At 74.4% G+C, this 24,590-nt stretch carries 22 protein-coding genes; 8 read left to right on the forward strand and 14 right to left on the reverse strand.

What is annotated here, in order from left to right:
- Positions 1 to 52: 52 nt before the first annotated feature.
- The 9 genes from VKZ81_RS26210 to VKZ81_RS26250 all read right to left on the reverse strand — a co-directional run bounded on the left by VKZ81_RS26210 (position 53) and on the right by VKZ81_RS26250 (position 12,424).
- Positions 53 to 1,084, reverse strand: a complete 1,032-nt coding sequence (locus VKZ81_RS26210; protein ID WP_324244359.1) for an ABC transporter ATP-binding protein — start codon at positions 1,082 to 1,084, stop codon at positions 53 to 55.
- Entirely contained in the window at positions 1,081 to 2,238 is a 1,158-nt protein-coding gene (locus tag VKZ81_RS26215; RefSeq protein ID WP_324244360.1) for an ABC transporter ATP-binding protein, read from the reverse strand. The genes VKZ81_RS26210 and VKZ81_RS26215 overlap by 4 nt, the downstream gene beginning before the upstream one ends.
- Entirely contained in the window at positions 2,235 to 3,152 is a 918-nt protein-coding gene (locus VKZ81_RS26220; RefSeq protein WP_324244361.1) for an ABC transporter permease, read from the reverse strand. Before VKZ81_RS26220 ends, VKZ81_RS26215 begins: the two co-directional genes overlap by 4 nt.
- Positions 3,145 to 4,125: an ABC transporter permease gene (locus VKZ81_RS26225; RefSeq protein ID WP_324244362.1), complete on the reverse strand. Its 981-nt coding sequence runs from the start codon at positions 4,123 to 4,125 to the stop codon at positions 3,145 to 3,147. Before VKZ81_RS26225 ends, VKZ81_RS26220 begins: the two co-directional genes overlap by 8 nt.
- A gap of 99 nt (positions 4,126 to 4,224) precedes the next feature.
- A complete protein-coding gene (locus VKZ81_RS26230) occupies positions 4,225 to 5,979 on the reverse strand; it encodes an ABC transporter family substrate-binding protein (RefSeq protein WP_324244363.1) in 1,755 nt (584 codons plus the stop codon).
- 222 nt (positions 5,980 to 6,201) lie between these two features.
- Complete coding sequence (locus tag VKZ81_RS26235) at positions 6,202 to 8,016, reverse strand: ABC transporter substrate-binding protein (RefSeq protein WP_324244364.1); 1,815 nt, start codon at positions 8,014 to 8,016, stop codon at positions 6,202 to 6,204.
- 34 nt (positions 8,017 to 8,050) lie between these two features.
- Positions 8,051 to 9,979, reverse strand: coding sequence for a translational GTPase TypA (gene typA / locus VKZ81_RS26240; protein WP_414709477.1), 1,929 nt, complete (start codon positions 9,977 to 9,979; stop codon positions 8,051 to 8,053).
- Positions 9,980 to 9,982: 3 nt separating this feature from the next.
- A complete protein-coding gene (locus VKZ81_RS26245) occupies positions 9,983 to 10,642 on the reverse strand; it encodes a type IV toxin-antitoxin system AbiEi family antitoxin domain-containing protein (protein ID WP_324244365.1) in 660 nt (219 codons plus the stop codon).
- Positions 10,643 to 11,590: 948 nt separating this feature from the next.
- Positions 11,591 to 12,424, reverse strand: coding sequence for an NUDIX domain-containing protein (locus tag VKZ81_RS26250; RefSeq protein WP_324244366.1), 834 nt, complete (start codon positions 12,422 to 12,424; stop codon positions 11,591 to 11,593).
- A gap of 116 nt (positions 12,425 to 12,540) precedes the next feature.
- On the opposite strand from VKZ81_RS26250, the gene VKZ81_RS26255 reads away from it, so the two are divergent.
- Positions 12,541 to 14,043, forward strand: coding sequence for a hypothetical protein (locus tag VKZ81_RS26255; RefSeq protein ID WP_324244367.1), 1,503 nt, complete (start codon positions 12,541 to 12,543; stop codon positions 14,041 to 14,043).
- Here VKZ81_RS26255 and VKZ81_RS26260 read toward each other — a convergent pair.
- Positions 14,034 to 15,413, reverse strand: a complete 1,380-nt coding sequence (locus VKZ81_RS26260) for a sensor histidine kinase (protein ID WP_324244368.1) — start codon at positions 15,411 to 15,413, stop codon at positions 14,034 to 14,036. The genes VKZ81_RS26255 and VKZ81_RS26260 overlap by 10 nt on opposite strands.
- Positions 15,410 to 16,084, reverse strand: coding sequence for a response regulator transcription factor (locus VKZ81_RS26265; protein ID WP_324244391.1), 675 nt, complete (start codon positions 16,082 to 16,084; stop codon positions 15,410 to 15,412). Before VKZ81_RS26265 ends, VKZ81_RS26260 begins: the two co-directional genes overlap by 4 nt.
- Before the next feature lie 117 nt (positions 16,085 to 16,201).
- Here VKZ81_RS26265 and VKZ81_RS26270 point away from each other — a divergent pair, with 117 nt between their 5' ends.
- The 4 genes from VKZ81_RS26270 to VKZ81_RS26285 are packed head-to-tail and all read left to right on the forward strand — an operon-like array spanning position 16,202 to position 19,408.
- Entirely contained in the window at positions 16,202 to 17,221 is a 1,020-nt protein-coding gene (locus VKZ81_RS26270) for a LolA family protein (RefSeq protein ID WP_324244369.1), read from the forward strand.
- 5 nt (positions 17,222 to 17,226) lie between these two features.
- On the forward strand, positions 17,227 to 18,213 hold the full coding sequence (locus VKZ81_RS26275; RefSeq protein WP_324244370.1) for an ABC transporter ATP-binding protein: 987 nt from the start codon (positions 17,227 to 17,229) through the stop codon (positions 18,211 to 18,213).
- Positions 18,210 to 19,067, forward strand: a complete 858-nt coding sequence (locus tag VKZ81_RS26280; protein ID WP_324244371.1) for an ABC transporter permease subunit — start codon at positions 18,210 to 18,212, stop codon at positions 19,065 to 19,067. Before VKZ81_RS26275 ends, VKZ81_RS26280 begins: the two co-directional genes overlap by 4 nt.
- 14 nt (positions 19,068 to 19,081) lie before the next feature.
- Positions 19,082 to 19,408 (forward strand): 4a-hydroxytetrahydrobiopterin dehydratase, encoded by a 327-nt coding sequence (locus VKZ81_RS26285; protein WP_324244372.1) that lies wholly within the window; start codon positions 19,082 to 19,084, stop codon positions 19,406 to 19,408.
- Positions 19,409 to 19,412: 4 nt separating this feature from the next.
- Here VKZ81_RS26285 and VKZ81_RS26290 read toward each other — a convergent pair whose 3' ends face one another.
- Positions 19,413 to 20,579, reverse strand: coding sequence for an MFS transporter (locus VKZ81_RS26290; protein WP_324244373.1), 1,167 nt, complete (start codon positions 20,577 to 20,579; stop codon positions 19,413 to 19,415).
- A gap of 87 nt (positions 20,580 to 20,666) precedes the next feature.
- Between VKZ81_RS26290 and VKZ81_RS26295 the strand changes: the two genes are divergently transcribed.
- Positions 20,667 to 20,990, forward strand: a complete 324-nt coding sequence (locus VKZ81_RS26295; RefSeq protein WP_324244374.1) for an ArsR/SmtB family transcription factor — start codon at positions 20,667 to 20,669, stop codon at positions 20,988 to 20,990.
- A gap of 10 nt (positions 20,991 to 21,000) precedes the next feature.
- Here VKZ81_RS26295 and VKZ81_RS26300 read toward each other — a convergent pair whose 3' ends face one another.
- Complete coding sequence (locus VKZ81_RS26300) at positions 21,001 to 21,789, reverse strand: carbon-nitrogen hydrolase family protein (protein ID WP_324244375.1); 789 nt, start codon at positions 21,787 to 21,789, stop codon at positions 21,001 to 21,003.
- A gap of 29 nt (positions 21,790 to 21,818) precedes the next feature.
- Here VKZ81_RS26300 and VKZ81_RS26305 point away from each other — a divergent pair, with 29 nt between their 5' ends.
- A complete protein-coding gene (locus VKZ81_RS26305; RefSeq protein WP_324244376.1) occupies positions 21,819 to 22,457 on the forward strand; it encodes a GntR family transcriptional regulator in 639 nt (212 codons plus the stop codon).
- Here the strand turns inward: VKZ81_RS26305 and VKZ81_RS26310 are convergent.
- Positions 22,429 to 23,748, reverse strand: a complete 1,320-nt coding sequence (locus VKZ81_RS26310; RefSeq protein WP_324244377.1) for an MFS transporter — start codon at positions 23,746 to 23,748, stop codon at positions 22,429 to 22,431. The two genes, VKZ81_RS26305 and VKZ81_RS26310, sit on opposite strands and share 29 nt — an antisense overlap.
- A 55-nt stretch (positions 23,749 to 23,803) precedes the next feature.
- Here VKZ81_RS26310 and VKZ81_RS26315 point away from each other — a divergent pair, with 55 nt between their 5' ends.
- Positions 23,804 to 24,508, forward strand: coding sequence for a DUF2848 domain-containing protein (locus VKZ81_RS26315; RefSeq protein WP_324244378.1), 705 nt, complete (start codon positions 23,804 to 23,806; stop codon positions 24,506 to 24,508).
- Positions 24,509 to 24,590: the final 82 nt, after the last annotated feature.

Raw genomic sequence — 24,590 nt, forward strand, 5'->3', positions numbered from 1 at the left:
GCACATACACCCCGACTCGCGCACACCCACACCGCGACTCGCCGAGGACCCGTCAGAGCAGGGTCTTGCGCTCCGCGTAGTGGCACGCCACCGGGTGCCCCTGGCCCCGCTCGACCAGCTCGGGCTGCTGCTCGACGCACGCCTTCCGCTCGGCCTCCCCGAGCTCGTTCGCGAACTTCGGGCACCGGGTGCGGAACCGGCAGCCGCTCGGCGGGTCGGCCGGGCTGGGCACGTCGCCGACCACCGTGATCCGCTCGCGGGCCCGTTCCTTGCGGGGGTCCGGCAGCGGGATCGCGGAGATCAGCGCCTGCGTGTACGGGTGCGCCGGCCCCTCGAACAGCTGCTGCGACGTGCCCGTCTCGACGATCCGCCCCAGGTACATGACGGCGATGCGGTCGGCGATGTGGCGCACCACCGACAGGTCGTGCGAGACGAACAGGTACGACAGCCCCAGCTCGGACTGCAGCTCGTCGAGCAGGTTCAGCACGCCCGCCTGGATGGAGACGTCCAGCGCGGACACCGGCTCGTCGAGCACGAGCACCTTGGGCCGCAGCGCGAGCGCCCGCGCCACGCCGATGCGCTGGCGCTGGCCGCCGGAGAACTCGTGCGGGAACCGATTGCCGTGCTCGGGCTTGAGCCCGACGGTGCGCAGGAGGTCGCGCACGACGTCGCGGCCGTCGTCGCCGTAGCGGCCGTGGATGCGCAGCGGCTCGGCGACGATCTCGTTGACCGGCATCCGCGGGTCGAGCGACGCGTACGGGTCCTGGAACACGATCTGCAGGTCCCGGCGCAGCTCCCGCATCTCGTTGCGGGACAGCGACGTGAGCTCGCGGCCCTGGTAGTAGACCTCGCCCGAGGTGGCCGGCTGCAGGTTCAGCACCGCGCGGGCCGTGGTGCTCTTGCCGCAGCCGGACTCGCCGACCAGCCCGAGCGTCTCCCGCTCGGCGAGGTCGAACGAGACGCCGCAGACGGCGTGCACCTCCCCCACCTGGCGGCGCAGCAGCCCGCGGGAGCGCACCGGGAAGTGCTTGACGAGGTTGCGCACGCTCAGCACGGGCGGAGCGGCGACGGGCGCGGCGGTCATGAGGCGTTGTCCCGGGACTCGAGGTCGGACGATTCCAGGTCGGCGGTCTCGCGGACGAACTCGGCGAGCGCCTCGGTGTCGGTGACCCGGGTCCGGAACAGCTGCTCCGGCTCGACCCCCACCAGCTCGTCGGAGAAGTGGCACGCGGCCGTGTGCTCCGGGCTGGTGGTGGCGGCGAGCTCGGGCTCCTGCTCGTCGCAGACCTCGCGGGCCAGCGGGCAGCGCGGGGTGAACGGGCAGCCGGGCGGCATGTTGACCAGCGACGGCGGCGCGCCCGGGATCGGGGTGAGCCGCTCGGCGGGCCGGTCGAGCCGGGGCAGGCTGCCGAGCAGCCCCAGCGAGTACGGCATGCGCGGGGTGTAGAAGACGTCGTCGGCGCTGCCGCTCTCGACCGGCTTGCCCGCGTACATGACGAGCACGCGGTCGGCGCGCCCGGCGATGACGCCGAGGTCGTGGGTGATCAGCACCATGGCCGCTCCGGTCTCCTCGCGCGCGGTGTCGAGCGCGTCGAGGATCTGCGCCTGGACGGTGACGTCCAACGCCGTGGTCGGCTCGTCGGCGATGATCACGTCCGGGTCGTTGGCCATCGCGATCGCGATGACGACGCGCTGCCGCATGCCGCCGGACAGCTCGTGCGGGTAGTTCGACAGGCGCGCCTTGGCGTTGGGGATGCGCACGATCTCCAACAGCTCGGCGGCCCTGGCGAGCGCGGCCTCCTTGCTGACGTCGTGGTGGGCGCGCACCGCCTCCGCGATCTGGTAGCCGATCGTGTAGACGGGGTTCAGCGACGTCATCGGGTCCTGGAAGATCATCGCGATGCGCCGCCCGCGGATCCTGGTCAGCTCCGCGTCCGAGGCGCCGATCAGCTCCCGGCCGTCGAACCGCACCGACCCGGCGACCCGGGCCGTGCCGGGCAGCAGCCCCATGACGGCCATCGAGGTGACCGACTTGCCGGACCCCGACTCGCCGACGATGCCCAGCACCTCGCCCCGGCGCAGCTGGTAGCTGACGCCGCGGACGGCCTGCACGAGCCCGTCGTCGGTGGGGAAGCCGACGGTGAGGTTCTCGACCTCGAGCACCACGTCGTGCGACGCCCGCGCCGCTTCCCCGCGGGTCTGCGCGGTGGCGAGCACGTCCTCCTCCGGGCGGGTCATGCGCGCACCTTCGTCTGCTGCGGGTCGAGCGCGTCGCGGAGGCCGTCGCCGATGAAGTTGATGGTCAGCGCGATCAGGATGATGAACAGGCCCGGGAAGTAGAACAGCCACGGCCGGGTGGTGAGCGCCGTCTGGGCCTCGCTGACGAGGATGCCGAGCGAGGTGTCCGGCGGGCGCACCCCGAACCCGAGGTAGGACAGCGCGGTCTCCAGCAGGATGGCCAAGGCCACGAGGACCGTCGCGTTGACGATGATCGCGCCGAGCGCGTTGGGCACCAGGTGCCGGAAGATGATCCGGGCGTCGCTCGCGCCGAGCGCCCGCGCCGCCTCGATGAACTCCTTCTCCCGCAGCGAGAGCACGACGCCGCGCGCGACCCTGGACACGTACGCCCAGTACAGACCGGCGATGACGAGCGAGATCAGCCACCACGAGCCGCCGAAGTTGTGCGCGAGCATCGCCGCGACGGCGAGCAGCGGCAGCGTGAGGATCAGGTCGGAGATCCGCATGAGGATCGTGTCGACGGCCCCACCGAAGTAGCCGGCCACCGAACCCCACACCGTGCCGACGATCGTGGAGAACAGCGCCACGAGCACCGCGATCTGCAGCGAGATCTGGGTGCCGCGCAGCACCTGCGCGAACTGGTCCTTGCCCGCGGCGTCGGTGCCGAACGGGTGGTCGAACGAGGGCGGGTCGGACTTGTCGGGGGTGAACTCGCCGAAGTCGTACTGCCACAGTGCGCCGCCGACGTAGGCCAGCAGCACCAGGAACAGCAGCACGACGAGGCTGCCGACCGCGAGCCGGTGCTGCAGGAACCGGCGCAGTACGAGCTGGAACTGGCTGCGCTCGGCGACGGTGAACTCGCGCTCCGGCGCCCGGGAGCCGGCCTCCGGGGCCGTCACGGGGGACTCAGGCATAGCGGATCCTGGGGTCGAGGACGGCGTAGAGCAGGTCGGCCAGCAGGTTGAACAGGATCACCACGCTGGCGGTGACGAGCAGCCACGCCATCACGACGTAGACGTCGTCGGAGTGGATCGCGGTGAGCAGCAGGTCGCCCATCCCGCGCCACTGGAACACGGTCTCGGTGACCACGGCGCCGCTGATGATCGAGGCGAGGTCGAGGGCGGTGACGGTGGTCAGCGGGATGAGCGCGTTGCGCAACGCGTGCTTGACCATCACGCGGCGGCGCGACAGCCCCTTCGCCCTGGCGAGCCGCACGTAGTCGCTGTTGAGGACCTCGAGCATCGCCGCGCGCTGGTAGCGGCTCCACGCCGCGTAGGAGATCAGCGCGAGCGAGATCGTCGGCAGGATCATGTGCCCCGCGATGTCGGCCAGCCGCGCCCCGAAGCCCTCCGGGGGCGGCACCGACGAGTCGCCGATCGTGTAGATCACCTGCTCGTCGACGGCGTTGTTGAACTCGATCCCCGCCTGCTTGAGCAGGATGGCCAGCCAGAACGCCGGCATGGCGAGGAACAGGAAGCCGAGGAACGTCGCGACGTAGTCGGTCTTGGAGTACTGCTTCACCGCGCTGATCACGCCGATCACCACGGCGAGCACGAGCGCCACGATCATCGCGACCGCGATCAGGCGCATCGTGACCAGGAAGCGGGCCGCGACCTCGGCCCCGATGTCGAGGTTGGACTGGACCGACGGGCCGAAGTCACCCTGGAAGATCCCGGTGAGCCACATCCAGTAGCGCTCCAGGAGCGGGTGGTTCAGCCGCAGCCGCTCCGCCTCGAGGGCGATGGTCTCGGGCGGGGGCGGTGGGTTGCGCGTCAACAGCGGCGTCAGCGGGTTGCCCGACAGCGACGCGAGCATGAAGACGATGAACGTCGAGATCAGCAGGATCGGGACGGAAACCGCGATCCGCCGCACGGCGAAGGCGAGCATTCGTGATCTTCCGGTGGTGGGTACGGCGGCTCGTGGAGCAGGCTACGCCCCGTCCGGGGCGGCCACGCACGACCGCGTGACCGCCCCGGACGTGGGAGCTCAGCTCGACGCGCGCAGACCCCACTCCTCGACGTTGTAGGTGGGTCCGTCGAGCGAGGAGTTGTTCCGGGCGTTGGCGACGTCGTCGCGCGCGGCGATGATCGTCGGCTTCTGGTACAGCGGCAGCACGTAGGAGTCCTCGGCGAGGATCGCCCCGGCCTCGTTGAGGAGGTTGCGGGCCGCCTCGAGGTCGGTCGAGGTCGCCGCCTCGTTCAGCATCCGGTCGACCTCGGGGTTGTTGTACTGGCCGTAGTTGCTCTCCGAGGTGCTCAGCCAGGTCTGCTGCGCGTTGCTGAACGACGCGGGCGTCTGCACCCAGGCGAAGACGATCAGGTCGTAGTCGCCGCTGTCGGTGGTCTCGCCCAGGTCGTCGGTGGGCACGATCTCCAGGTTGAGGCCCAGCGGACGCACCTGCGCCTGGATCAGCTCGACCGTGGTCTGGCGGATCGCGTTGCCGACCGTGTAGCGGATCCGCAGCGGCGGCACCGCCCGACCGTCCGGGGTGGTCAGCTGCTGGCCCTCGCCGATGTTCGTGTAGCCGGCCTCGGTGAGGATCTGGCGCGCCCGCTCGATGTCACCGCTGCCCTGCTCGGGCGGCAGGTACTCCTCGAAGCCCTCCTGGCCCGGCACGAACATGTGGCTCTTGAGCGGCGTGACCTCCTCGTTGAACTGGCCGACCGTCGAGTCGATGATCGCCTGCACGTCGGTGGCCACGAAGATCGCGTCACGCAGCGCCTCGTCGGCCAGGAACTCGTTGGCCAGGTTCAGGTCGAGGTGCTCCCAGGTGAGCCCGAGCCCCTGGTACTGCGACACGCCGGGGATGTTCTCCAGCTGCTCCACCAGGTCGACCTGCGGCTGCGGGTAGACGACCTGCACCTCGTCGTTCTGCAGCGCGATCGGCTCCTGCGTGGCGTCGGTGATCACCCGCATGATCAGCTTGTCGAGCTTGGGCTTCGTCTCGCCGTACCAGGACGGGTTCGGCACCAGGGTCAGCGCGACGTTGTCCTGCCAGCTCTCCACCTGGAAGGGCCCGCCGCTGTAGGTCGGCACGGTCGCGCCGAACCAGTCCCACGCGGCCTGCAGGCCCTCGGGGGTGTTGAGGTCGCCCTGCTGGGCCGCGATGTGCGCCGGGTAGAGCGGCGTGCCGGAGGCGAAGAGGTTCTTCCAGTCGGCGTACGGCGTGCCGAACACGACGGTGACGGTCTTCCCGTCGTTCGAGCCGGTGATCGACTCGATCTGGTCGTAGCCCGCGTTCTGCGCCGCGGCGCAGCCGGGGCAGTCCTTGCCGTTCATCGTCTTCCACTGGAAGACGAAGTCGTCGGCGGTGATCGGCGTGCCGTCGTTCCAGACGGCCTCCGGCCTGATCTCGTAGACGATCGTCTGCGGGGAGGTGCTGGTCTGCTCCGCCGAGACCAGGACGTTCTCGTTCAGGACCATCTTCAGGTCCGGCGTCGTGGTGAACGTCCACGGCAGGAGCGTCTTGATCGCCAGAGCGGGCTCGAAGACGTTGCCCTCGGACGAGTTGATGTTCCAGTTCGGGATGTTCTTCTCGATCGCGAAGGTGATCGTCCCGCCCTGCTGCAGCTCCGAGGCCGGCACCGCGTTGCAGGTGTTGGGGTTCGCCTTGCAGTCCGCGTAGATCCCGTCCTCGGAGGGATCGCCGTCGCCACCGCCGCCGCCTCCGCCACAGGCCGCGAGCACCAGTGTGGCCACCGCCCCGATGGCGGCGAGCGCCGCCGCTCGAGATCTCCTCATCGGACTTCCTGCCCTCTCTTCTGCTGGACCACCCGGGGTCGGGCGTTCCATCACCAGCACGGCGAAACCCGGCCCATGTGACGGACCAGCGCCCCGACCCAGGGCACGGTAGGAAGCGCTTTCGCCGCCAGTCATCCGCCGCCGCTCGATCGTGACCAAAGGGTGACCGGAGCCGTACGGAGTGACATCAACCCATTACCGGACGGTAACTTACCCGGAGCGTCACTCGGCGGGTTCGCGCCAGGTCTCCGCTCCGGTGAGGGGCCCCGACACGAGCGGGCCCGGCCCGATGCCGGTGGCGGCGTCGCCCGCGGGCGTGGCCACGATGAGGTCGACGGGCTGGAACAGCGGCAGGGCCGGCAGCTGCGCCCAGAGCACCTGCTCGACGGCGGCCGGCGTCTCCGGGCGGGCCTCGGCGGAGACGAGCTCGTCGAGCGCGGGGCGCAGCGCGGGGAAGCAGAACCCGGTGGGCGGGCGCGGCGGGTCGGGCACCAGCGACGTGGGGGCGGGGCAGCCGTAGTCGGAGGCGAGCTCGGTGCCGAGGTCGCCGCCCGCGGTGCGCGGCAGCACCATCAGGTCGACCTCCACCCCACCGGGCGGGGCGGGCAGCGCGGTCGTGGTGGGGGCGGGCGTCGTCGTCGGCGTCGCCTCCGCCCCGTCCGGGGCGGCCGTGGCGTCGCCGCCCGCCGAGGGCTGCGCGGTCGGCGAGGGCGTCGGGCTGGGGCTCGGCGGGACGGCGGGCACCGCGGCCTGCCCGAACAGCTCGACGGCCGACGGCGCCACCAGCGTGACGTCGATGCCCGCCGCGTCGAGCTGCTCGGCGACGACCCGCGCCACCTCGACGTCGTCCGGCCGCTGGTTCGCCGCCCCGATCACCAGCGACACCGGTCCTCCGGCCACCGCCCACCGGCCGGTGGTGAGGTCGCGGCTCCAGCCCGCGCTCGCCAGCAGCTGGGCCGCGGCGGCCGGGTCGTGGCGCAGCGGCGCGTCCGGCGGCGCCGTGGACGCGTACCCCGGCTGCGAGGGGGCGAGGCCGAACGCGTCGGCGGGCAGCGACTCGGGGGCGACCGCGGCGCGGATCGCCTCCCGGTCCAGGAGCATCGCGATCCCGCGGCGGACCCGGGCGTCGGCGAGCGGCCCGCCGTCGGCGCGCATCCCCAGCTGCGTCACGATCGGCTGCGGCGCGGGCTGCAGCTTGGGCGCGGGCTGCACGCCGCCGAGCGCGGTGCGGATGTCGGGGCCCGCCTCCGACAGGGCCACGTCGACGTCGTTCGCGGCCAGCGCCGGGCCCAGCTCCTGCGGCTCGAACCGGCGCAGCACGAGCTCGTCGAGCACCGTGGGGGTGTCCCAGTAGAGGTCGTTGCGGGCGAGCTGCACCTCGCCGCGCGCCCGGTCGATCTGGGTCACGCGGAACGGCCCGCCGGACGCCGGGACGCCGTCGGTGAGCGCGCCGATCCACGAGCCGGGGGCGTCTTTGAGGATGTGCGCGGGCAGCAGGTCGGAGAACAGGTGCTGCCAGGCCGGGTAGGGGTGGGAGAACACGACGTCGACCGCCTTGCCGCCGGCCCGCGAGCGCACCTCGGTGATCAGCTGGTAGCCGGCCGCGTCCGTGACGCCGGGCTGGCTGCGCATCTGCTCCCACAGGTAGACGAAGTCCTCGGCCGCGATGGGCGCGTTCGTCGACCAGGAGGCCTCGAGGTTGAGCTCGTAGCTCACCGTGAACGGCTCCGTCGCGGTGACCTCGGCGCTCGTCGCGATCGTCGGGTCGAGCTGCATCGTGCCGTCCGCGGTCGGCCGGAACACCGACGGCAGCACGAGCGCGGCGAGCGCCCTCGTCACCGGCGACTGGTGGGCGAGCAGGTGCGGGTTGAAGCCCGCGCCCAGGTCGTCCACACCCACCACGAGCCGCGTCGGCTCCGGCTGCGGGGTCGGGATCGGCGCGGGCGGGGGCGGCGCCACCGGCTCGTCCGAGCACGAGGCCAGCGCCACGACGAGCGCCAGGACCAGCGCGGCACATCCCGACGCCCGCATCCGCATACCCCCAACCGTATGGAGCGCGCGCCGCGGCGGATCAGCGGGGGTTGCGCGCCCTCGCCCGCTGCCGGGCCCGGGCGTGCGAGTCCAGTTCGACCTTGCGGATCCGCACCGACTCCGGCGTGACCTCGACGCACTCGTCCGGGGCGCAGAACTCGAGCGCCTGCTCCAGGTTGAGCACGGTGGGCGGGGTCAGCTTCACCAGCTCGTCGCCGGTGGACGAGCGCATGTTGGTGAGCTTCTTCTCGCGGGTGATGTTGACCTCGAGGTCCTCGGCGCGGGTGTACTCGCCGATCACCATGCCCTCGTACACCTGCGTGCCCGGGCCGACGAACAGCACGCCGCGGTCGGAGAGCTGCTCGACCGCGTACGCGGTGACCGGGCCCGACCGGTCGGCCACCAGCGAGCCGCGCTGGCGCGTGCGCAGCTCGCCCACCCACGGCCCGTAGCCGTCGAAGACGTGGCTCGCGATGCCCGCGCCGCGGGTGATCGTCAGGAACTCGGTGCGGAAGCCGATCAGCCCGCGCGCCGGGACCCGGTACTCCATCCGCACCCGCGACTCGCCGTGCACCATCTCCAGCAGCTCGCCCTTGCGGCCCGCCACCAGCTGCGTGACCGCGCCCAGGTGCTCGGAGGGCACGTCGACCGACAGCAGCTCGAACGGCTCGTGCAGCTTGCCGTCGATCGTCTTCGTGACGACCTCCGGCTTGCCCACGGTCAGCTCGAAGCCCTCCCGGCGCATCGTCTCGACCAGCACCGCGAGGGCGAGCTCACCGCGGCCCTGCACCTCCCACGCGTCCGGCCGCTCGGTGGGCAGCACGCGGAGGCTGACGTTGCCGACCAGCTCGGCGTCGAGGCGGTTCTTCACCAGCCGGGCGGTGAGCTTGGTGCCGGGGTGCTCGTCGCGACCGGCCAGCGGCGAGGTGTTGATGCCGATCGTGACGGCGATCGCGGGCTCGTCGACGTGGATGCGCGGCAGCGGCACCGGCTGCTCCGGGTCGGCGAGCGTGTCGCCGATCATCACGTCGGCGATGCCGGCCACGGCGACCAGGTCGCCCGCGCTCGCCGACTCGGCGGGCACCCGCTCGAGCGCCTCGGTGCGCAGCAGCTCGGTGATCTTGACGCGGGTGGTCGTGCCGTCGGCCCGGCACCACGCCACCTGCTGGCCCCTGCGGATCACGCCCGCGCGGACCCGGCACAGCGCGATGCGGCCGAGGTAGCTCGTGGCGTCGAGGTTGGTGACGTGGGCCTGCAGCGGCGCGTCCGGGTCGTCGGCGGGCGGCGGCACGGTCTCGGCGATCACGTCGAACAGCGCGTCGAGGCCGGGGTCGGCGGGCAGCTCGCCGTCGGCGGGGCGGGTGCGGGAGGCCCGCCCGGCCCGGCCGCTCGCGTAGACGACCGGGAGGTCGAGCAGCTGCCCGGTGGTGTCCTCGTCGAGCTCCAGCTCGTCGGCCAGCTCCAGCAGCAGCTCGAGGCTCTCGTCGACGACCTCGGCGCAGCGGGCGTCCGGCCGGTCGGTCTTGTTGACCACCAGCACGACCGGCAGGCCGGCGGCGAGCGTCTTGCGCAGCACGAACCGCGTCTGCGGCAGCGGCCCCTCGCTCGCGTCGACCAGCAGCACCACGCCGTCGACCATCGACAGGCCGCGTTCGACCTCGCCGCCGAAGTCGGCGTGGCCCGGCGTGTCGACGACGTTCAGCGTCATGCCGTGCCAGTGGATCGCCGTGTGCTTGGCGAGGATCGTGATGCCCTTCTCGCGCTCCAGGTCGCCCGAGTCGAGGACGCGGTCGACCACGGCGGCCCGTTCGCCGAACGCGCCCGAGGCGCGCAGCATGGCGTCGACGAGGGTGGTCTTGCCGTGGTCGACGTGCGCGACGATGGCGACGTTGCGCAGCCGGGCGCCCGACTCGCGGGACGCGCCTGACCGCTGCGCGGGAGCCGCGAGGGTGGGTGCTGCTGTGCTCACACTTCACGGTAGCCCGGCGCCGCAGCGGGCCTGCCGCCGGAGTGAGGACGCCCTCACCTCGACCCGCCGGTGGAGGGCACGGTCCACGCCCCTGGGGTGGTGGAGATCACCCCGCGGGCGGCTCGCGAGGCCCGCCAGGAGCGCCCGGCCCGCGAGCGTCGGGTGGCGCCGGTGCGCCGCGAGCACCTCCGCCGGGCCGACCCGCGGCAGGGCGCGCCGCAGCAGATCGCGGCCCGCCGTGCCCCCGAGCTCGACGGCGGCCTCCAGCGCGGCGAGCGCCGCCGCGGTGACGGGGAGGCCGCGCCGCTCGGTGCGGTCGGGGGCGTCGAGCAGCCGGCACCGCACCGCGGCCCCCGGCCGCGGCGGCCGGCGCGACGGGGCGCTCACGGCGAGGACGGGCGGGGCGTCGTCGAGCAGCCCGTGCCACCACGCGGCCGCCGCCCCGGAGAGCACCGCGCCCGGGCCGGCCCACAGCACCGCCGCCCACGCCCGGGCCTCGTCCCCGGCGGGGTGGCCGGGGGTGAGGTAGACGCGGGGGTGCAGCGGGCGCCAGCGCCGGGTCCGGACGAGCCGGTCGACCGCCGACGGGTCCAGGCCGGCCCTCAGCGCCTGATCGCGGGAGACCACGCCGGCCTGGCGGGCGATGAGGAGCTCGAAGGACATGCCGGCACGGACGGTGGTGGGCCCGGGGCGGTTCCACGGCGTTCACGGGTGTGAACGACGCCGCTGCCGGTCCGAGGCGAGGACGCGGCGGGGGACAGCAGGAGACGCCACGTCCGGTCGGCCCGCAACCGATCCTGCTGCGGCGCCGGAGACGGCCGGTCACACGAAGGTGAACGGCCGCAGGTCCGCCTCGAAGGGGGCAGTCGGCCCGCGATGCACCCCGGCGCCGACCGACCGGCCCGGGCGGGCGGCGCTGCGACGAACGACACCTCCTCGACGCCGACTGCCTCGAACCACGATCCGATGCGCGGGGTGAGGTCGGGCGGGCGGGTGCTGCGGGTCCAGATCCCGGTCCCTCCGGTCGCGAGCAGCGGCGGGACGGCTCGCACGGTTCGCAAGAGATGCCGCACAGCAGCAGGAGATCCGCCGGCACGGCGCCCGCGCACGCGGACGCGCTTCCCGCACCGGCCTCGAGGACCTCGACCCCGGGTGGTGCCGACATCCGTGCGGCCGCGCACAACCCCGGCTCGAGCTCGACGAGACGACCGTGGACGTCGCCGCCGCGCGGATGCCCGGCGAGCACCGGGAGAAGATCGCGGCCGTCACCGGCGCACAACGACGACAACCGGACCCGCCCAGGCGCGGACCGATCGAGCGCCGGCCCGACTCGTCGCCGCACCTCGGCACGCCGCTGCGCCGGCGGGCCCCACGGGTCCCCGTACCGCGCATGGCGGCGCTCCCGGTCGATCACCCGAGCGGTCCCCGGGGCACCGCCGGCCGGAGTCCACGGCTCGTGCCTCCGCCCGGTTCGCCGACATGCAGGCCGCGACTCGCCCACACCCAGACCCCGACTCGCCCACACCCACACCGCGACTCGCCGACACCCGGACCGCGACTCGCCGACACCCGGACCGCGACTCGCCCGCACCCGGACCGCGACCCGCGGGGTCAGCGGAGGAGGGCGGCCAGGTCTGCGGCGACGGCGCGGTCGGCGGGCACCCAGTCGAGGTCGGCGACGTCGGCCGCGCGGACCCAGCGCAGCGCGGCGTGCTCCAGCGGCCGCGGCTCGGGGCTGCCGGGGGCCAGCTCGGCGGTGTGCACCCGCAGCAGCACGTCGGCGAGCGGCAGGTCGGTGCCGAGCCGGCCGGTCACGCGGACCTCGACCCCCAGCTCCTCCCGCAGCTCGCGCACGACCGCGTCGGCCTCGGACTCCCCGTCCTCGACGCGACCGCCCGGCAGCTCCCAGCGCCCGGCGAGCTCGGCGGGGCGGGACCGCTGGGCGACGAGCACGGCGCCGTCGCGCACCACCGCGGTGGCGACCACGACCGGGCGGCTCGCCACCTGCGCCACCCGCTCGACCAGCGTCTCGGCACGGGCGGCCAGCAGGCGCAGCACGAGGCCCCGGCCGAGCAGCACGTCGCCGACGCGGCCCAGTCGGCCGAGCGGGGAGGTCCAGCTCACCTCGTCGAGCAGGAGCGTGCCGGCCGCGGTCTCGGTGAGCGTGGTGCGGTGGCGCAGCGCGGGCAGCGGGCCGGTCACGAGCACCGACTCGAGCCCCTCCTCCGAGACGGCCGTGATCCGGGTCCGCATCGGCACCCGGACGCCGGGGAGCACGCGCACCCCGAACCGGACGGTCTGGCCGAGGCACACCAGCGGGCCGGCCGCGGCGAAGCGGTGGCCGCAGCGGCGCATCGCCTCCGCCGACACCCCGGCGTCGCGCAGGAGGCCCGCCACGGTGCGCCGGGGGGCGTCGATCAGCGCGCTGGAGCGCAGTACGGGCACTCCCCGATGATGTCAGCGGGCGCGGGTGCGCACGGTCGGGGGCGTCACCCGCACGACCAGGTGAAATAGTCGCCCCATCGGCGACCGCGGCCGCCCCCGCTCGTACCGTGATCCACATGGCTCAAGCCGAGCAGGCGCCGATCCCCACGCCCGCGTTCGCGGTCGTGCGCCGCGGTTACGACCCCGACCAGGTGGCCTACCACCTGAGCCGGGTCGACGCCGAGATGACGATCCTCGCCGCCGACCGCGCCGCCGCCGCCGACCAGGCCGCCCAGCTCGGCCGGCAGCTCGCCGCCTGCCGCAAGGAGCTGGACGCGGCGCACGCCGAGATCGAGCGGCTGCGGAACGAGCTGCGCGTCCTCGCCGGGCCCGCGGAGACGGTCGACAGCATGAACCAGCGGCTGCAGGTCATGCTCCGCCTCGCCAAGGAGGAGTTCACCGGCAAGCGCGCCGACGTGGCCGCCCAGGCGGCCGCACAGGCGGCGGAGATCATCGAGTCCGTCGGCGGCGAGCCCGGCGACATCGTCGGCTTCGGCTTCTCCGAGGACGAGCTGCGCAGCCCGCGCGACGCGGAGGAGATCGAGCGGATGCGCCGCGAGGCCGCCGCCGAGCGCGCCCGCCTCGACGAGGAGGCCGCCGCCCGCCGCGCCGCGGCCGACGAGGAGTTCCGCCAGGTCCTCGCGCTGCGCTGCCGCGAGGCGATGGCGCAGCTCGCGAAGCTGCAGACCGAGGCCATGCGCACCGCCCGCCGGGTGATGGACGACGCGGACGAGCAGGCCCGTACGGTGCTCGCCGAGGCCAAGGAGGCGGTGCGCCGGACGGTGGAGGAGGCCCAGCGCGAGGTCGACGACCTGCACCAGCTGCGCCAGCACCTCGCCGCCCAGCTCGACACGAGCCGTCAGCTGCTCGACCGGGCCATCCCCGCGAAGCGGGTCACCGCCAACGGGGACACCGGCCACGCGCACGCCGCCGCCTCGAACGGCCGGGCCGCCGACGACGGCCAGGGCGCGGCGCAGGCCACCCCGGCCCCGGCGCCCGCCGAGCACGCCGCCGACGACACCCGGGCCACCCCGGGCGCCCACCCCGCCACCGATCCACCCGCGACGCCGGAACCGGCCTCCTCGAACGGCCACGGGCCCACCGAGCAGCCCGCGCAGCAGACCGCGGCACCCACCGAGAGCAGCACGAACGGACACCCGCCCGCCGAGCAGCCCGCGAGGCAGGCCTCCCCGGCCCACGGCGCCGCCGAGCAGGCCGCGCAGCAGGCGCCCGCCGCGCAGCAGCCGGCGGCGTCGGCCGAGGCCGCGCCCCCTGCCGACCAGGGCGACGGGCCCCGGGCGGCCGACGCGGGCACCCAACAGCCCGCCGCGCCGACCCTCCCGGCGCGCACGGTCCCGCCGGGGTGGCCGGTCCAGCCGGGAACGGTCGTGCAGGCCGAGCAGGAGGGCGAGCCCTCGTCCGGGCTGGCCGGCCTCGGGCTCGCCCCCGACGACGCGCCCCGCGCCCAGCCGATGCGCTTCCCCCCGCGCGACCCGGAGGCGTCGGACCTGCCGAACCCGTCGCCGGTCCCGGCCGAGGAGCAGGACCAGGAGATCGCGCCCCCGCGCCGCTACCCCTGAGCGCCCGGCGCCCCCGCCGGGGCCTTGGCGGCCACGGCGGGCCAACGCACCTCGATGCGCCCACCGCCGGTGGGCGTGGCCCCGGCGGACACGACGCCGCCGCGCCCGTGCACGAGCGCCGCGACGAGGGCCAGCCCGAGCCCGGCCCCGCCGCCCGCCTCCGGGGAGAGCCGCACGAACCGGTCGAAGATCCGCTCGCGGTCGGCGGGCGGGATCCCCGGCCCGTCGTCCTCCACGAGCAGCCGGACGACCCGGCCCGCGGGCAGGACGCTGATCCGCACCAGGGAACGGGCGTAGCGGCGCGCGTTCGACACGAGGTTGTCCAGCACGAGCGCCACCTCCGACGGGGTCGCCGCGACCTCGGCGGGGGTGGGCGCCACCAGCTGCAGCACAGGGTCGTCGATGTGGTCGCGCTCGCAGCCGGTGCCGCCACCGGCCCGCTCCATGGCGGCCTTGGCGGCGGCGACGAGGTCCACCGGCTCCGCGGGCGGGCGCTGCCCGGCGTCGGCCCGGGCGAGCGCGAGCAGGTCGGACAGCAGGGCGGTCAGCCGGGTGGCCTCGGCGACGATGGACCGCAGCACCTCGTCGGTGAGCTCCGGGTCGGGGTGGGCGACGGCGACCTCCGCCTGCGCCCGGATGGCGGCCACCGGTGAGCGCAGCTCGTGGGCGGCGTCGCCGGTGAACCGCTCGAGGCGGGACACGGCCTCGTCGCGGCGCGCCAGCAGGGCGTTGAACTCCTCGGCGAGCACCCGCAGCTCGTCCTTGGCGACCGGCACCGGCAGGCGCTGACCCGGCGGGAGCGCCGATGCGGCCACGCGCATCCGGTCGACGGGGCGCAGCGCGGCCCGGGTCGCCGCCCACGCCGCGAGCGCCACGACCGCGGCCACGACCAGCGCGCCGACGACGAACCCGACGGTCGCGTTCGCCAGCAGGATGGCCCCGCCCACGAGGTCGGAGGTCACGACGACGAGCCGCGGCGACCCGTCCGGCATCACGGCGGGCACGGCGAGCCAGCGGCGCAGCTCCCGGAAGTCGCCGACGACGAAGGCGTCGCCCGCGGCGAGCGCCCGGGTCTGGTCGGGCCGCAGCGGGAGCGCCGGGCCGCCGTCTACGGGCACCCCGGACATGTCGACGACCCGCAGCTCGAACCGGCGCACCTGCTCCGGTGGGGTCCCCGCGGCCAGCTGCTCGGCCACGACGCGGGCGTCGCTGCGCAGCTCGGCGTCGGCGGCCCCGAGCATCGTCTCGTAGAGCATGCTGACCCCGAGCCGGCTCAGCGCGAGCATGCCGATGAGCGCGACGCACCCGACCACGAGCGTGATCCGCAGCCGCAGCGGTCGCGCCGACCACCACCGGCGGAACCTTCTCACGGTGACTCGATGATGTACCCGTAGCCGCGGACGGTCTTGAGCACGTGACCGGCGCCGACGGCGTCGAGCTTGCGCCGCACGTACCCGACGTAGACCTCGACGACGTTGCGGCTGGCGGCCTGCTCGTCGCCCCACACCAGCCGCAGGAGCTCGTCCTTCGCGACCGCGGTGTCGGGGCGGCTCGCGAGCGCGTGCAGCAGGGCGAACTCGCGGGGCGACAGCTCCACGACGTCGCCGTGCCAGCTCACCGACCGCGCCACCGGGTCGACGAGCAGCGGGCCGAGCCGGACGCGCTGGCCGGTGCGGCCGAGCGCCGCGTCGCGGCGGCGCAGCATGGCCCGCACCTGGGCCACCAGCACCACGAACGCGAACGGCTTGACGAGGTACCCGTCGGCGCCCAGGTCCAGGCCGTCGGCCTGGTCGAACTCGCCGTCCTTCGCCGAGAGCAGCAGCACGGGGGTGTCCACGCCCGCCGCCCTGATCTGTTCGAGCACCCGGTACCCGGAGAGCCCGGGGAGGATGATGTCGAGCACGACCGCGTCGAAGCTCCCGGTGAGGGCCGCCTCCAACGCCGAGTGCCCGTCCCCGACGGCGACGACCTCCATGCCCTCGGCCGTCAGGCCGCGCGCCACCGCCGTCCGGATGCCCGGTTCGTCGTCCACCACAAGCACGCGCGCCACGTTCGATTGCCTCCGCTTCGCTCAAGGCGGGCTCGTGGCGGACGCTACCCGCCTCCGCATCCGCGCACCTCAGAACACTCTCAGCGCGCATCAGTCACGCTATGCCCCATGGCAACCGCACGCAGCAGCGAATTCGGACGCGCGGCCGCCGCCGGCATCGCGGTGGCGGGCGTGGTCGGGCTGGGCCTGCTGGCGGTTCCGGCGGGAGCGGGTGCGCAGCCCGCGCTGCCGCCCGTCGACCCCGAGGAGCTGGTCCGTTCGGTGCTCGCCGCCGACCCGCAGCCGCTGGCAGGCGCCGTCGAGCTGGACAACGACCTCGGCCTGCCCGCGCTGCCGGGCCTGCCGCAGGCCGGGAACGGCACGAGCACCGCGCGCATCTGGTCCGACGGCGACCGCCGCGGCCGCGTCCAGCTCCCCACCGACTCCGGCGAGCGCACGCTCGTGTCCGACGGCGAGACGTTCTGGTCGTGGAACTCAGAGGACCGCACCGTGCGGCGGGTCCCGAAGGGCGAGCACGACCGCGACGCGGGCGACGCCGACCCGGGCGCGACCGCGGCGAAGGTGCTCGCGAAGCTGCAGCCGACGAGCCTGATCAGCGTCGACGGCACCTCCGAGGTGGCGGGGCGCCCGGCCTACGAGCTGGTGCTGGCGCCCCGGCCCACCGAGCGCACGCTCCTGCGGGAGGTCAGGGTGGCGGTGGACGCCGAGCACCGGATGCCGCTGCGGCTGACCGTGCTCGCCACCGGCTCGCCCGACCCGGCGGTGGAGGTCGGGTTCACCGATCTGTCGTTCGGCCCGCAGGACCCGGAGCTGTTCCGGTTCACGCCGCCGCCGGGTGCGAAGGTCGAGGACGCTCAGCGCCCGGAGGGCCACCACAACGGGGACTCCGGATCGACCACGGTGGGCGACGGCTGGGACACTGTTGTGGTGGCCGCCGCTCCCCCGTCGGACGCCGATCGCCCCGAGGGCGTCCCCGAGCTCGCCGAGCTCGGCAGGCCCGTCACCGGCCCGTGGGGCAGCGGTCGGCTGATCACGAGCGCGGTGGCGAGCGTGATCGTCACCGACGACGGCCGCATCGCGGCCGGAGCGGTCCCCGAACAGGTTCTGAGCGAGGCACTGACCAGGTGACCACGATGCCATCGGTGGACGCGGCGCTCGCTCCGGCGGGCGCCGCTCCCGTAGGGGGAGCGGTCGCGGCACGGGCGCTCGGGTTGCGCAAGGAGTTCGGCCGCACCGTCGCCGTGGACGGCATCGACCTCGAGGTCCCGACCGGTTCCGTGCTCGGGATGCTCGGCCCCAACGGCTCCGGCAAGACCACCCTCATCCGGATGCTCCTCGGGCTCACCCGGCCCACCGGGGGCGCGGCCGAGCTCTTGGGCCAACCGGTGCCCGAGGGCATCGAGCGGGCGCTCCCCCACGTCGGCGCGCTCGTCGAGGGCCCCGGGTTCCACCCGTTCCTGACCGGGCGGGAGAACCTGCTGCGCGCCGCGGCCATGGAGCCGCTGCTCGCCCGCCGCGAGATCGCAGGCGCCGTGGACGCCGCGCTGGAGCGGGTCGGGCTCGCCGAGGCCGCCGACCGCCGGTACCGGGGCTACTCGCTGGGCATGAAGCAGCGGCTCGGCCTGGCCGCGGTGCTGCTGCTGCCGCGCAAGCTGGTGGTGCTCGACGAGCCGACCAACGGGCTCGACCCCGCGGGCACCCGCGACGTGCGGCGGATCATCGCCGAGCTGCACGACGCGGGCACCACGGTCATCGTGTCCTCCCACCTGCTGGCCGAGGTCGAGGCCACGTGCACGCACGTCGCCGTGCTGCAGGCGGGCTCGCTCGTGGCCGCCGGCGAGCTGCGCGCGCTGCTCGCGGCGGGCACCACCGGGCTGGTCATCACCACCCCGGACGTCGACCTGGCGCTGCGCACGCTGCGCGCCGCGGGCGCCACGGCCTACCGGGCCGAGCGCACCAGCGCCGAGGAGCAGGCCGTGGTGGTCGGCGACGACGGCCCGCCCGCACCGGAGCTGATCGCGCTGCTCGTGCGCGCGGGCGTGGCCGTGCACGAGGCCCGCCGCAGCCGCACCAACCTCGAGGAGCTCTTCGCCCGGCTGACCGAGGAGCCCGCGTCATGACCACGACGGCCGTCCTCCCCGGCACCGACACGCCGCGCAGCGTCTCGCTGGGCCGGCTGCTCGGCGCGGAGCTGCGCTGGGTGCTGCGCCGCCCCCGCACGCTCGTGATGCTCGCGGTGTTCGCGCTCGTCCCCGTGCTGATCTCGATCGGGGTGGCCGTGGGCGACCCCGGTGAGGGCGGCGGGCGCGGCCTGATCGGCGCCGTCGCGGGCAACGGGCTGGTGCTGCCGGTCGTCGCGATCACGGTCTCGCTCGCGCTGCTGCTGCCGCTCGCCGTCGCGATGGTCGCGGCCGACGCGATCGCGGGCGAAGCGGCGCAGGGCACGCTCCGCGGGCTGCTGCTCGCGCCGGTCGGGCGCCTGCGTCTGGTCGGGATGAAGGCGTTCGGCGTGCTCGTGGTCGCGGTCCTCGCCGTGCTCGCGCTGGCCGTGGTGGGCGTCCTCGCGGGGGTGGTCGTCGTCGGCCGCCCCGAGGGGCTGCTCGTGACGCTGTCGGGCACCACCCTCGAGACGGACGAGGCGCTCGGGCGGATCGCGCTCGTGGTCGCCTGGACGATCGGGCAGCTGGCCGCCGTCGGCGCGGTGGCGCTCGCCGTCTCCGCGCTCACCGAGCACCCGTCGGTGGTGATCGCCTCCGTGCTGGGCGGGCTGATCGTGTTCGGGGTGCTGTCGGCCATCCCCGCGCTGGAGTGGCTGCAGCCCTACCTGCTCACCACCGGGTGGACCGCGGGCGCCGACGCCCTGCGCGACCCGATGCCGGTCGACGGCATGGTGACGAGCACCCTGCGCGCCCTCTGCTACCTGGCGGTGGGCGCCGGGATCACCGTCTTCCGGATGCTGCGCCGCGACGGGTAGCGCAGGATTGCGCCATGCCCAGGCCGAAGCTGCTCGACGACGACGAGATCACCGCCGCGCTCGCCGACCTCCCCGGGTGGGAGCGGGAGCAGGACGCGCTGGTGCGCACGACCCAGCTGCCGTCGTTCCCCGCCGCCATCGCGGTGGTGGACCGCGTGGCGGCGATCGCCGAGGAGCGCGACCACCACCCCGACATCGACATCCGCTGGCGCACGCTCACGTTCCGCTGCTCCACCCACTCCGAGGGCGGCATCACGGAGCTGGACGTCGCGCTGGCCAAGGCGATCTCGGAGGAGATCGGCAAGGAGATCACCAAGGACGTCGCCGCGGGCGGCGGCTGAGGGATCAGTCCGCGGCCAGGGCGGGCGCGCGACGGGTGGCGGCGCGCAGCGCGAACACCAGGCCGACGACCACCAGCCCGAGCACCGCGCCGACCTCGGGCAGGGCGAGCAGGCCGACGGTGCCGATGACGGCGCCCCCGAACACGGCGGCAAGGCCCATGCCCAGGTAGATCGCCGACGCGTTGAGCGACAGCACCAGCCCGCCCGCCGGGGCCAGCTCCAGCAGCAGGTTCTGCACCGGCGGGTTGAACGACCAGGTGAACACGCCCCACGCGAACAGGGCGAGCGCCGCCCCCACCGCAGCCGTGGCGGTCCACGGGAGCGTCGCCACCAGGACGACGAAGCCGCCGACCGTCGCGAGCAGCGTCGGCATGCTCCCGAACCGGTCGGTGGCCCGGCCGCCCCACGCGTTGCCCACGATCGCGCCGAGGCCGTAGGCGAGCAGCAGCCCGCCGATGGTGGGGCCGGCGAGGCCGGTCGTGAGGCCGAGCAGCGGAACGATGTAGATGTAGACGCTCATGGTCGCGACGACGCTGAGCACCGTGATCGCCAGCACGGTGAGCACGCGCCGGTCGGCCGCGACGGCGAACCGCTCCCGCAGCGGCACCGACGGCGAGCCCTCCAGCACCGGCAGCAGCGCCCGCACGGCGACCGCCGTGGCGACGCTGACCGCCGCGATGAGCGCGAACACCCCGCGGTAGCCGATGCCGTCGGCGAGCAGCGAGCCGATCGGCACGCCCAGCGCGAGGGCGACGGTGAGGCCGCCGAACACGATGGCGACGGCGCGCCCCCGCTCCTCGGGCGGGCGCAGCGCGGTGGCGAAGAGCGTGGCGGCGGGCGTGTAGGCGGCGGCGCCGAGCGCCGCGACGATGCGCCCGCCGAGCAGCAGCGGGTAGCTCGTGGCGACCGCGGAGAGCGCATTGCCCGCCGCCGACACGAGCAGGGCGACCAGCAGCAGCCGCCTGCGTTCCCACCGGGCCGTCACGGTCGCGAGCACCGGGGCGCTCACCGCGTATGCGAGCGCGAAAGCGGTGGTGAGCTGCCCGGCGGCGGTGACCGAAACGCCCAGCTCTGCGCTGACCGCGGGCAGCACGCCCGCGATCACGTAGGCGCTCGTGCCGACGGCGAACGCGCCGGCGGCGAGCAGGTGGGTGCGTGCGGAGGCGAACATCCGGGACCTTCCCAGGCGGAATCCAAGTACGACGGTCACCGTACTACGACGGTGGTCGAACTTCGATGTCCGTCGTACGATCGCGCCATGCCCGCCGTCGCGCAGGACGCCCGGCTACCCCAGCCGGCGCGTGAGGAGATCCGGATCGAGCAGGTCCTGGCCGCGCTCGGCGACCCGGTGCGCCTGCAGTACGTGCGGGAGCTCGCGAAGTGCGCCGACGGGGTGGCGTGCGGGTCCATCCCGCTGCCGATCACGAAGTCGACGCGCACCCACCACCTGCGCATCCTGCGCGAGGCAGGGGTGATCAGCATGCGCGTCGAGGGCACGCGGCGCATCGCCCACCTGCGCCGCGACGACCTGGACGCCCTCTACCCGGGGCTGCTGGACGGCATCCTCGCCGCCCCGCACTGACGGGGCGGCGTCAGAAGCGGCGGTTCGCCAGCACGGGCACCGCGGCCCGCGCCCGCTCCACCTCGTCCAGGTCCAGGTCGGCCACCAGCAGGTCGGGTTCCGCGCCGAGCTGCGCCTGGATCGTGCCCAGCGGGCCGGCCACCGCGCTCGCGCCGATGCCGGTGGGCGCCTTGCCCGCCTCCCGGCCGACCGTGGTCGGGTCGGCCTGGTCGCACGCGGCCACGAACGCCGTGCTGTCCAGGGCCCGCGCGCGCACCAGCAGGTCCCACTGCTCGCGCTTGCCCGGCCCGGCACCCCACGAAGCCGGCACGACGATCACGGTGGCCCCGCTGCCGGCGAGCGTCTGGAACAGGCCGGGGAAGCGCAGGTCGTAGCAGGTGGCGAGCCCGACGGTGACGCCGCCGACCACGATGGTGACCGGCTTCGTGCCAGGCGCCACCGTGCGCGACTCGGCGAACCCGAACGCGTCGAACAGGTGGATCTTGTCGTAGCTCGCCTCGACGCCCGGGCCGGTGGCGAGCAGCGTGTTGTGGACGCGCCCGTCGGCGGCGGGCGTGAACATCCCGGCCACCACCGTGACGCCCGCGCCCGCGGCGATCTCGCGCACGCGCTGCGCCCACGGGCCGGGAAGGGGCTCCGCGACCGGGCCGAGGGGGTTCCCGAACGCGCACATGGTGGCCTCGGGGAAGACGACGAGCTCGGCCTCGGCGGCCGCGGCCCGCTTCACCCCGTCGGCGACGAGGTCGAGGTTCTCCGCCGGGTCGGCCGTGGCGGCGATCTGAGCGAGGGCGATCCGCACGAAACCTCCAGTTCATGTATACCTAATGCATGCAAAAGCCGGTGTCGGGCCGCGAGCGCGCGTACCGCCACCTGCGCGAGAAGGTGCTGGTCGATCCGGACATCCAGGGAACCTTCCTCAACGAGGTCGAGCTCGCCCAGGACATCGGCGTTTCCCGCACCCCGGTGCGGGAGGCCCTGCTCCTGCTCGTCGCCGAGGGCCTGGTCGAGATGGTGCCCAAGCGTGGAGCGTACGTCCCCCCGCTCTCCGGGCGGCAGATCCGCGAGCTCATGGAGCTGCGCGCGCTGCTCGAACAGCACGCCGCGTCCGTCACGCTCCGGGAGGGCACGGTCCCCCTGGACGCCATGCGCGCCGCCCTCGCCGAGCAGGAACGCCTGCTCACCGGCGAGTGCGACGCACGGGAGTTCATCGAGTGGGACCGCCGCTTCCACCAGGCCCTCGTCGACGCGGCGGGCAACTCGTTGATCGCCCGCACCTACGCGGGCCTGCGCACGCGGCAGGTGCGCGTCGGGGTCGCCGCGCTGTACCGCGCCACCGACCGGCAGCGGGCCGTCCACGCGGAGCACGGCCGCATCGTCGCGGCGCTCGAGGCGGGCGACGCGGCGGCCGCGCACGAGGCGATCGCCGACCACCTGCGGATCACGCAGCAGCTGTTCCTCCAAGCGTGACCAGCAGCTCCTCGTCCTCGTCCGGGTTCGGGTCGCGGCCCGCGACCAGCCCCGCGAGTGTGACCAGGCAGGCCACGAGCACGTAGAGCGCCACCGGCACCCACGACGCCCACGCGCCCAGCAGCGCGGTGAACGCCAGCGGGGCGATCGCCCCGCCGAACACGCCCGCGATCGTGTAGGCGAGCGAACTGCCGGTGTAGCGCAGGCGCGGGGTGAACTGCTCGGTGACGAACGCGGCCTGCGGCCCGTACATGAACGAGTGCAGCGCCAGCCCGACGACCACGCCGACGACCAGCACCGCCGTCGATCCGGCGTCGATCGCCGGGAAGAACACGAACGGCCAGATCGCCGAACCCACGGCCGCGGCCGCGTACACCGCGCGCCGGTTGAACCGGTCGGACACGGCGCCGGCCAGGGGGATGAGGCCGAGCTGGCAGGCCGAGCCGACGAGGATCGCCGTGAGCACCTGGGCCCGGCTCATGCCGACGACGGTGGTCCCGTAGGTGATCACGAACACCGTGAACAGGGCGTAGCTGACGTCGGGCCCGATCCGGCTGAGCACCCCGGCGAGCAGGCCGCGGCCCTGCGTGCGGAAGACGTCGCCGATCGGCGCGGCGGGTTGCTCGCCGCGCTGCTGGATCGCGCGGAAGACCGGCGTGTCCTCCAGCCGCAGGCGGATCCACAGCCCGAACCCGACGAGCACCGCGGACAGCAGGAACGCCGCCCGCCACCCCCAGCCGAGGAAGGCCTCGTCGGTGAGCGTGGCGCTCAGCAGCGCGAGCACGCCGTTGGACAGCAGGTTGCCCGCGGGCGGTCCGATCTGCGCCGCGGACGACCAGAAGCCCCGCTTGCGCGGGTCGCCGAACTCGCTCGACAGCAGCACGGCGCCGCCCCACTCGCCGCCGACGCCGACGCCCTGGGCGAACCGCAGGAGCACCAGGATGATCGGCGCGGCGACGCCGATCGTCGCGTACGTCGGCAGCACGCCGATCAGGAACGTCGCGACGCCGATCAGCAGCAGCGTGAGCACCAGCACCTGTTTGCGCCCGACGACGTCGCCGAGGCGGCCGAACACGAAGCCGCCGAGCGGGCGCGAGACGTAGCCGACGGCGTATGTCGAGAACGCGAGCAGGGCGCCGGTCAGCGGGTCCGACTCCGGGAAGAACAGCTGGGGGAAGACGAGGGCGGCCGCGGCCGAGTAGACCGCGAAGTCGTACCACTCGAGCGACGTGCCGGTGAGGCTCGCCGTGAACGCCTTCACCAGCGAGCGCCGATCGATCTCCGTGGGCATGCGCGTTCCTCCGGTCCGGTGGCGACTCGCGCTATACTTCATGTATACAAGTCGCATGCGCAAGTCCTGGACGCCCGAGCTCACCTTCGACCTGCCCGACGGGACGACGGTCGCGGTCACCGTCACGCGGCTGCTCAACGGCGGGTACGCCGGGCGCGAGCAGGACGAGGTCGCGGCGCACGTGGCCGAGCTCGCCGAGCTGGGGGTGCCCGCGCCCGAGGTGACGCCCGCCCTCTACCCCGTCGCCCCCTACCTCGCCGCCCAGACCGACGCGGTGCCCGTGCAGCACGGCCGCACGTCCGGCGAGGCCGAGTGGGCGCTCGTCGTGGCCGGCCCGCAGCCGCGGGACCTGCTGCTCACCGTGGCGTGCGACCACACCGACCGCGCCCTCGAGGTGCACGGCGTCGCGTGGAGCAAGAACGCGGGCCTCGACGTGCTGGGCCGCGGGGCGTGGCGCCTCGCCGACGTCGAGGACCACCTCGACGAGCTGCGCCTGCGCGCGTGGGTGACCAGCGGCGGCGGCCCCGAACGGCTGATCCAGGACGCGACGCTCGCCGCGCTCCTGCCGCCGCGGCACTGGCTCGGAAGCGTCGGCCACCTGCTGGAGCCCGGGACGGTGCTGCTGTCGGGCACCGTGTCGATGCTGCCGGGCGTCGACCAGTTCGCCGACCGCTGGCGCGTGGAGCTCGCCGACCCCGTCACCGGGCACGCCCTCGGCCTCTCCTACACGGTGGAGCGCATGCCGGAGCCGATCGGATGACGGCGCCCCGCCGAGGGGTCGCCGGCCGGCGTTCCCGTCACCACCCCGGGACGGCCGGCGGTGACGTCGGCTAAACTCCCCG

The organism is Pseudonocardia sp. (genome assembly GCF_035305885.1).
GTDB lineage: Bacteria > Actinomycetota > Actinomycetes > Mycobacteriales > Pseudonocardiaceae > Pseudonocardia.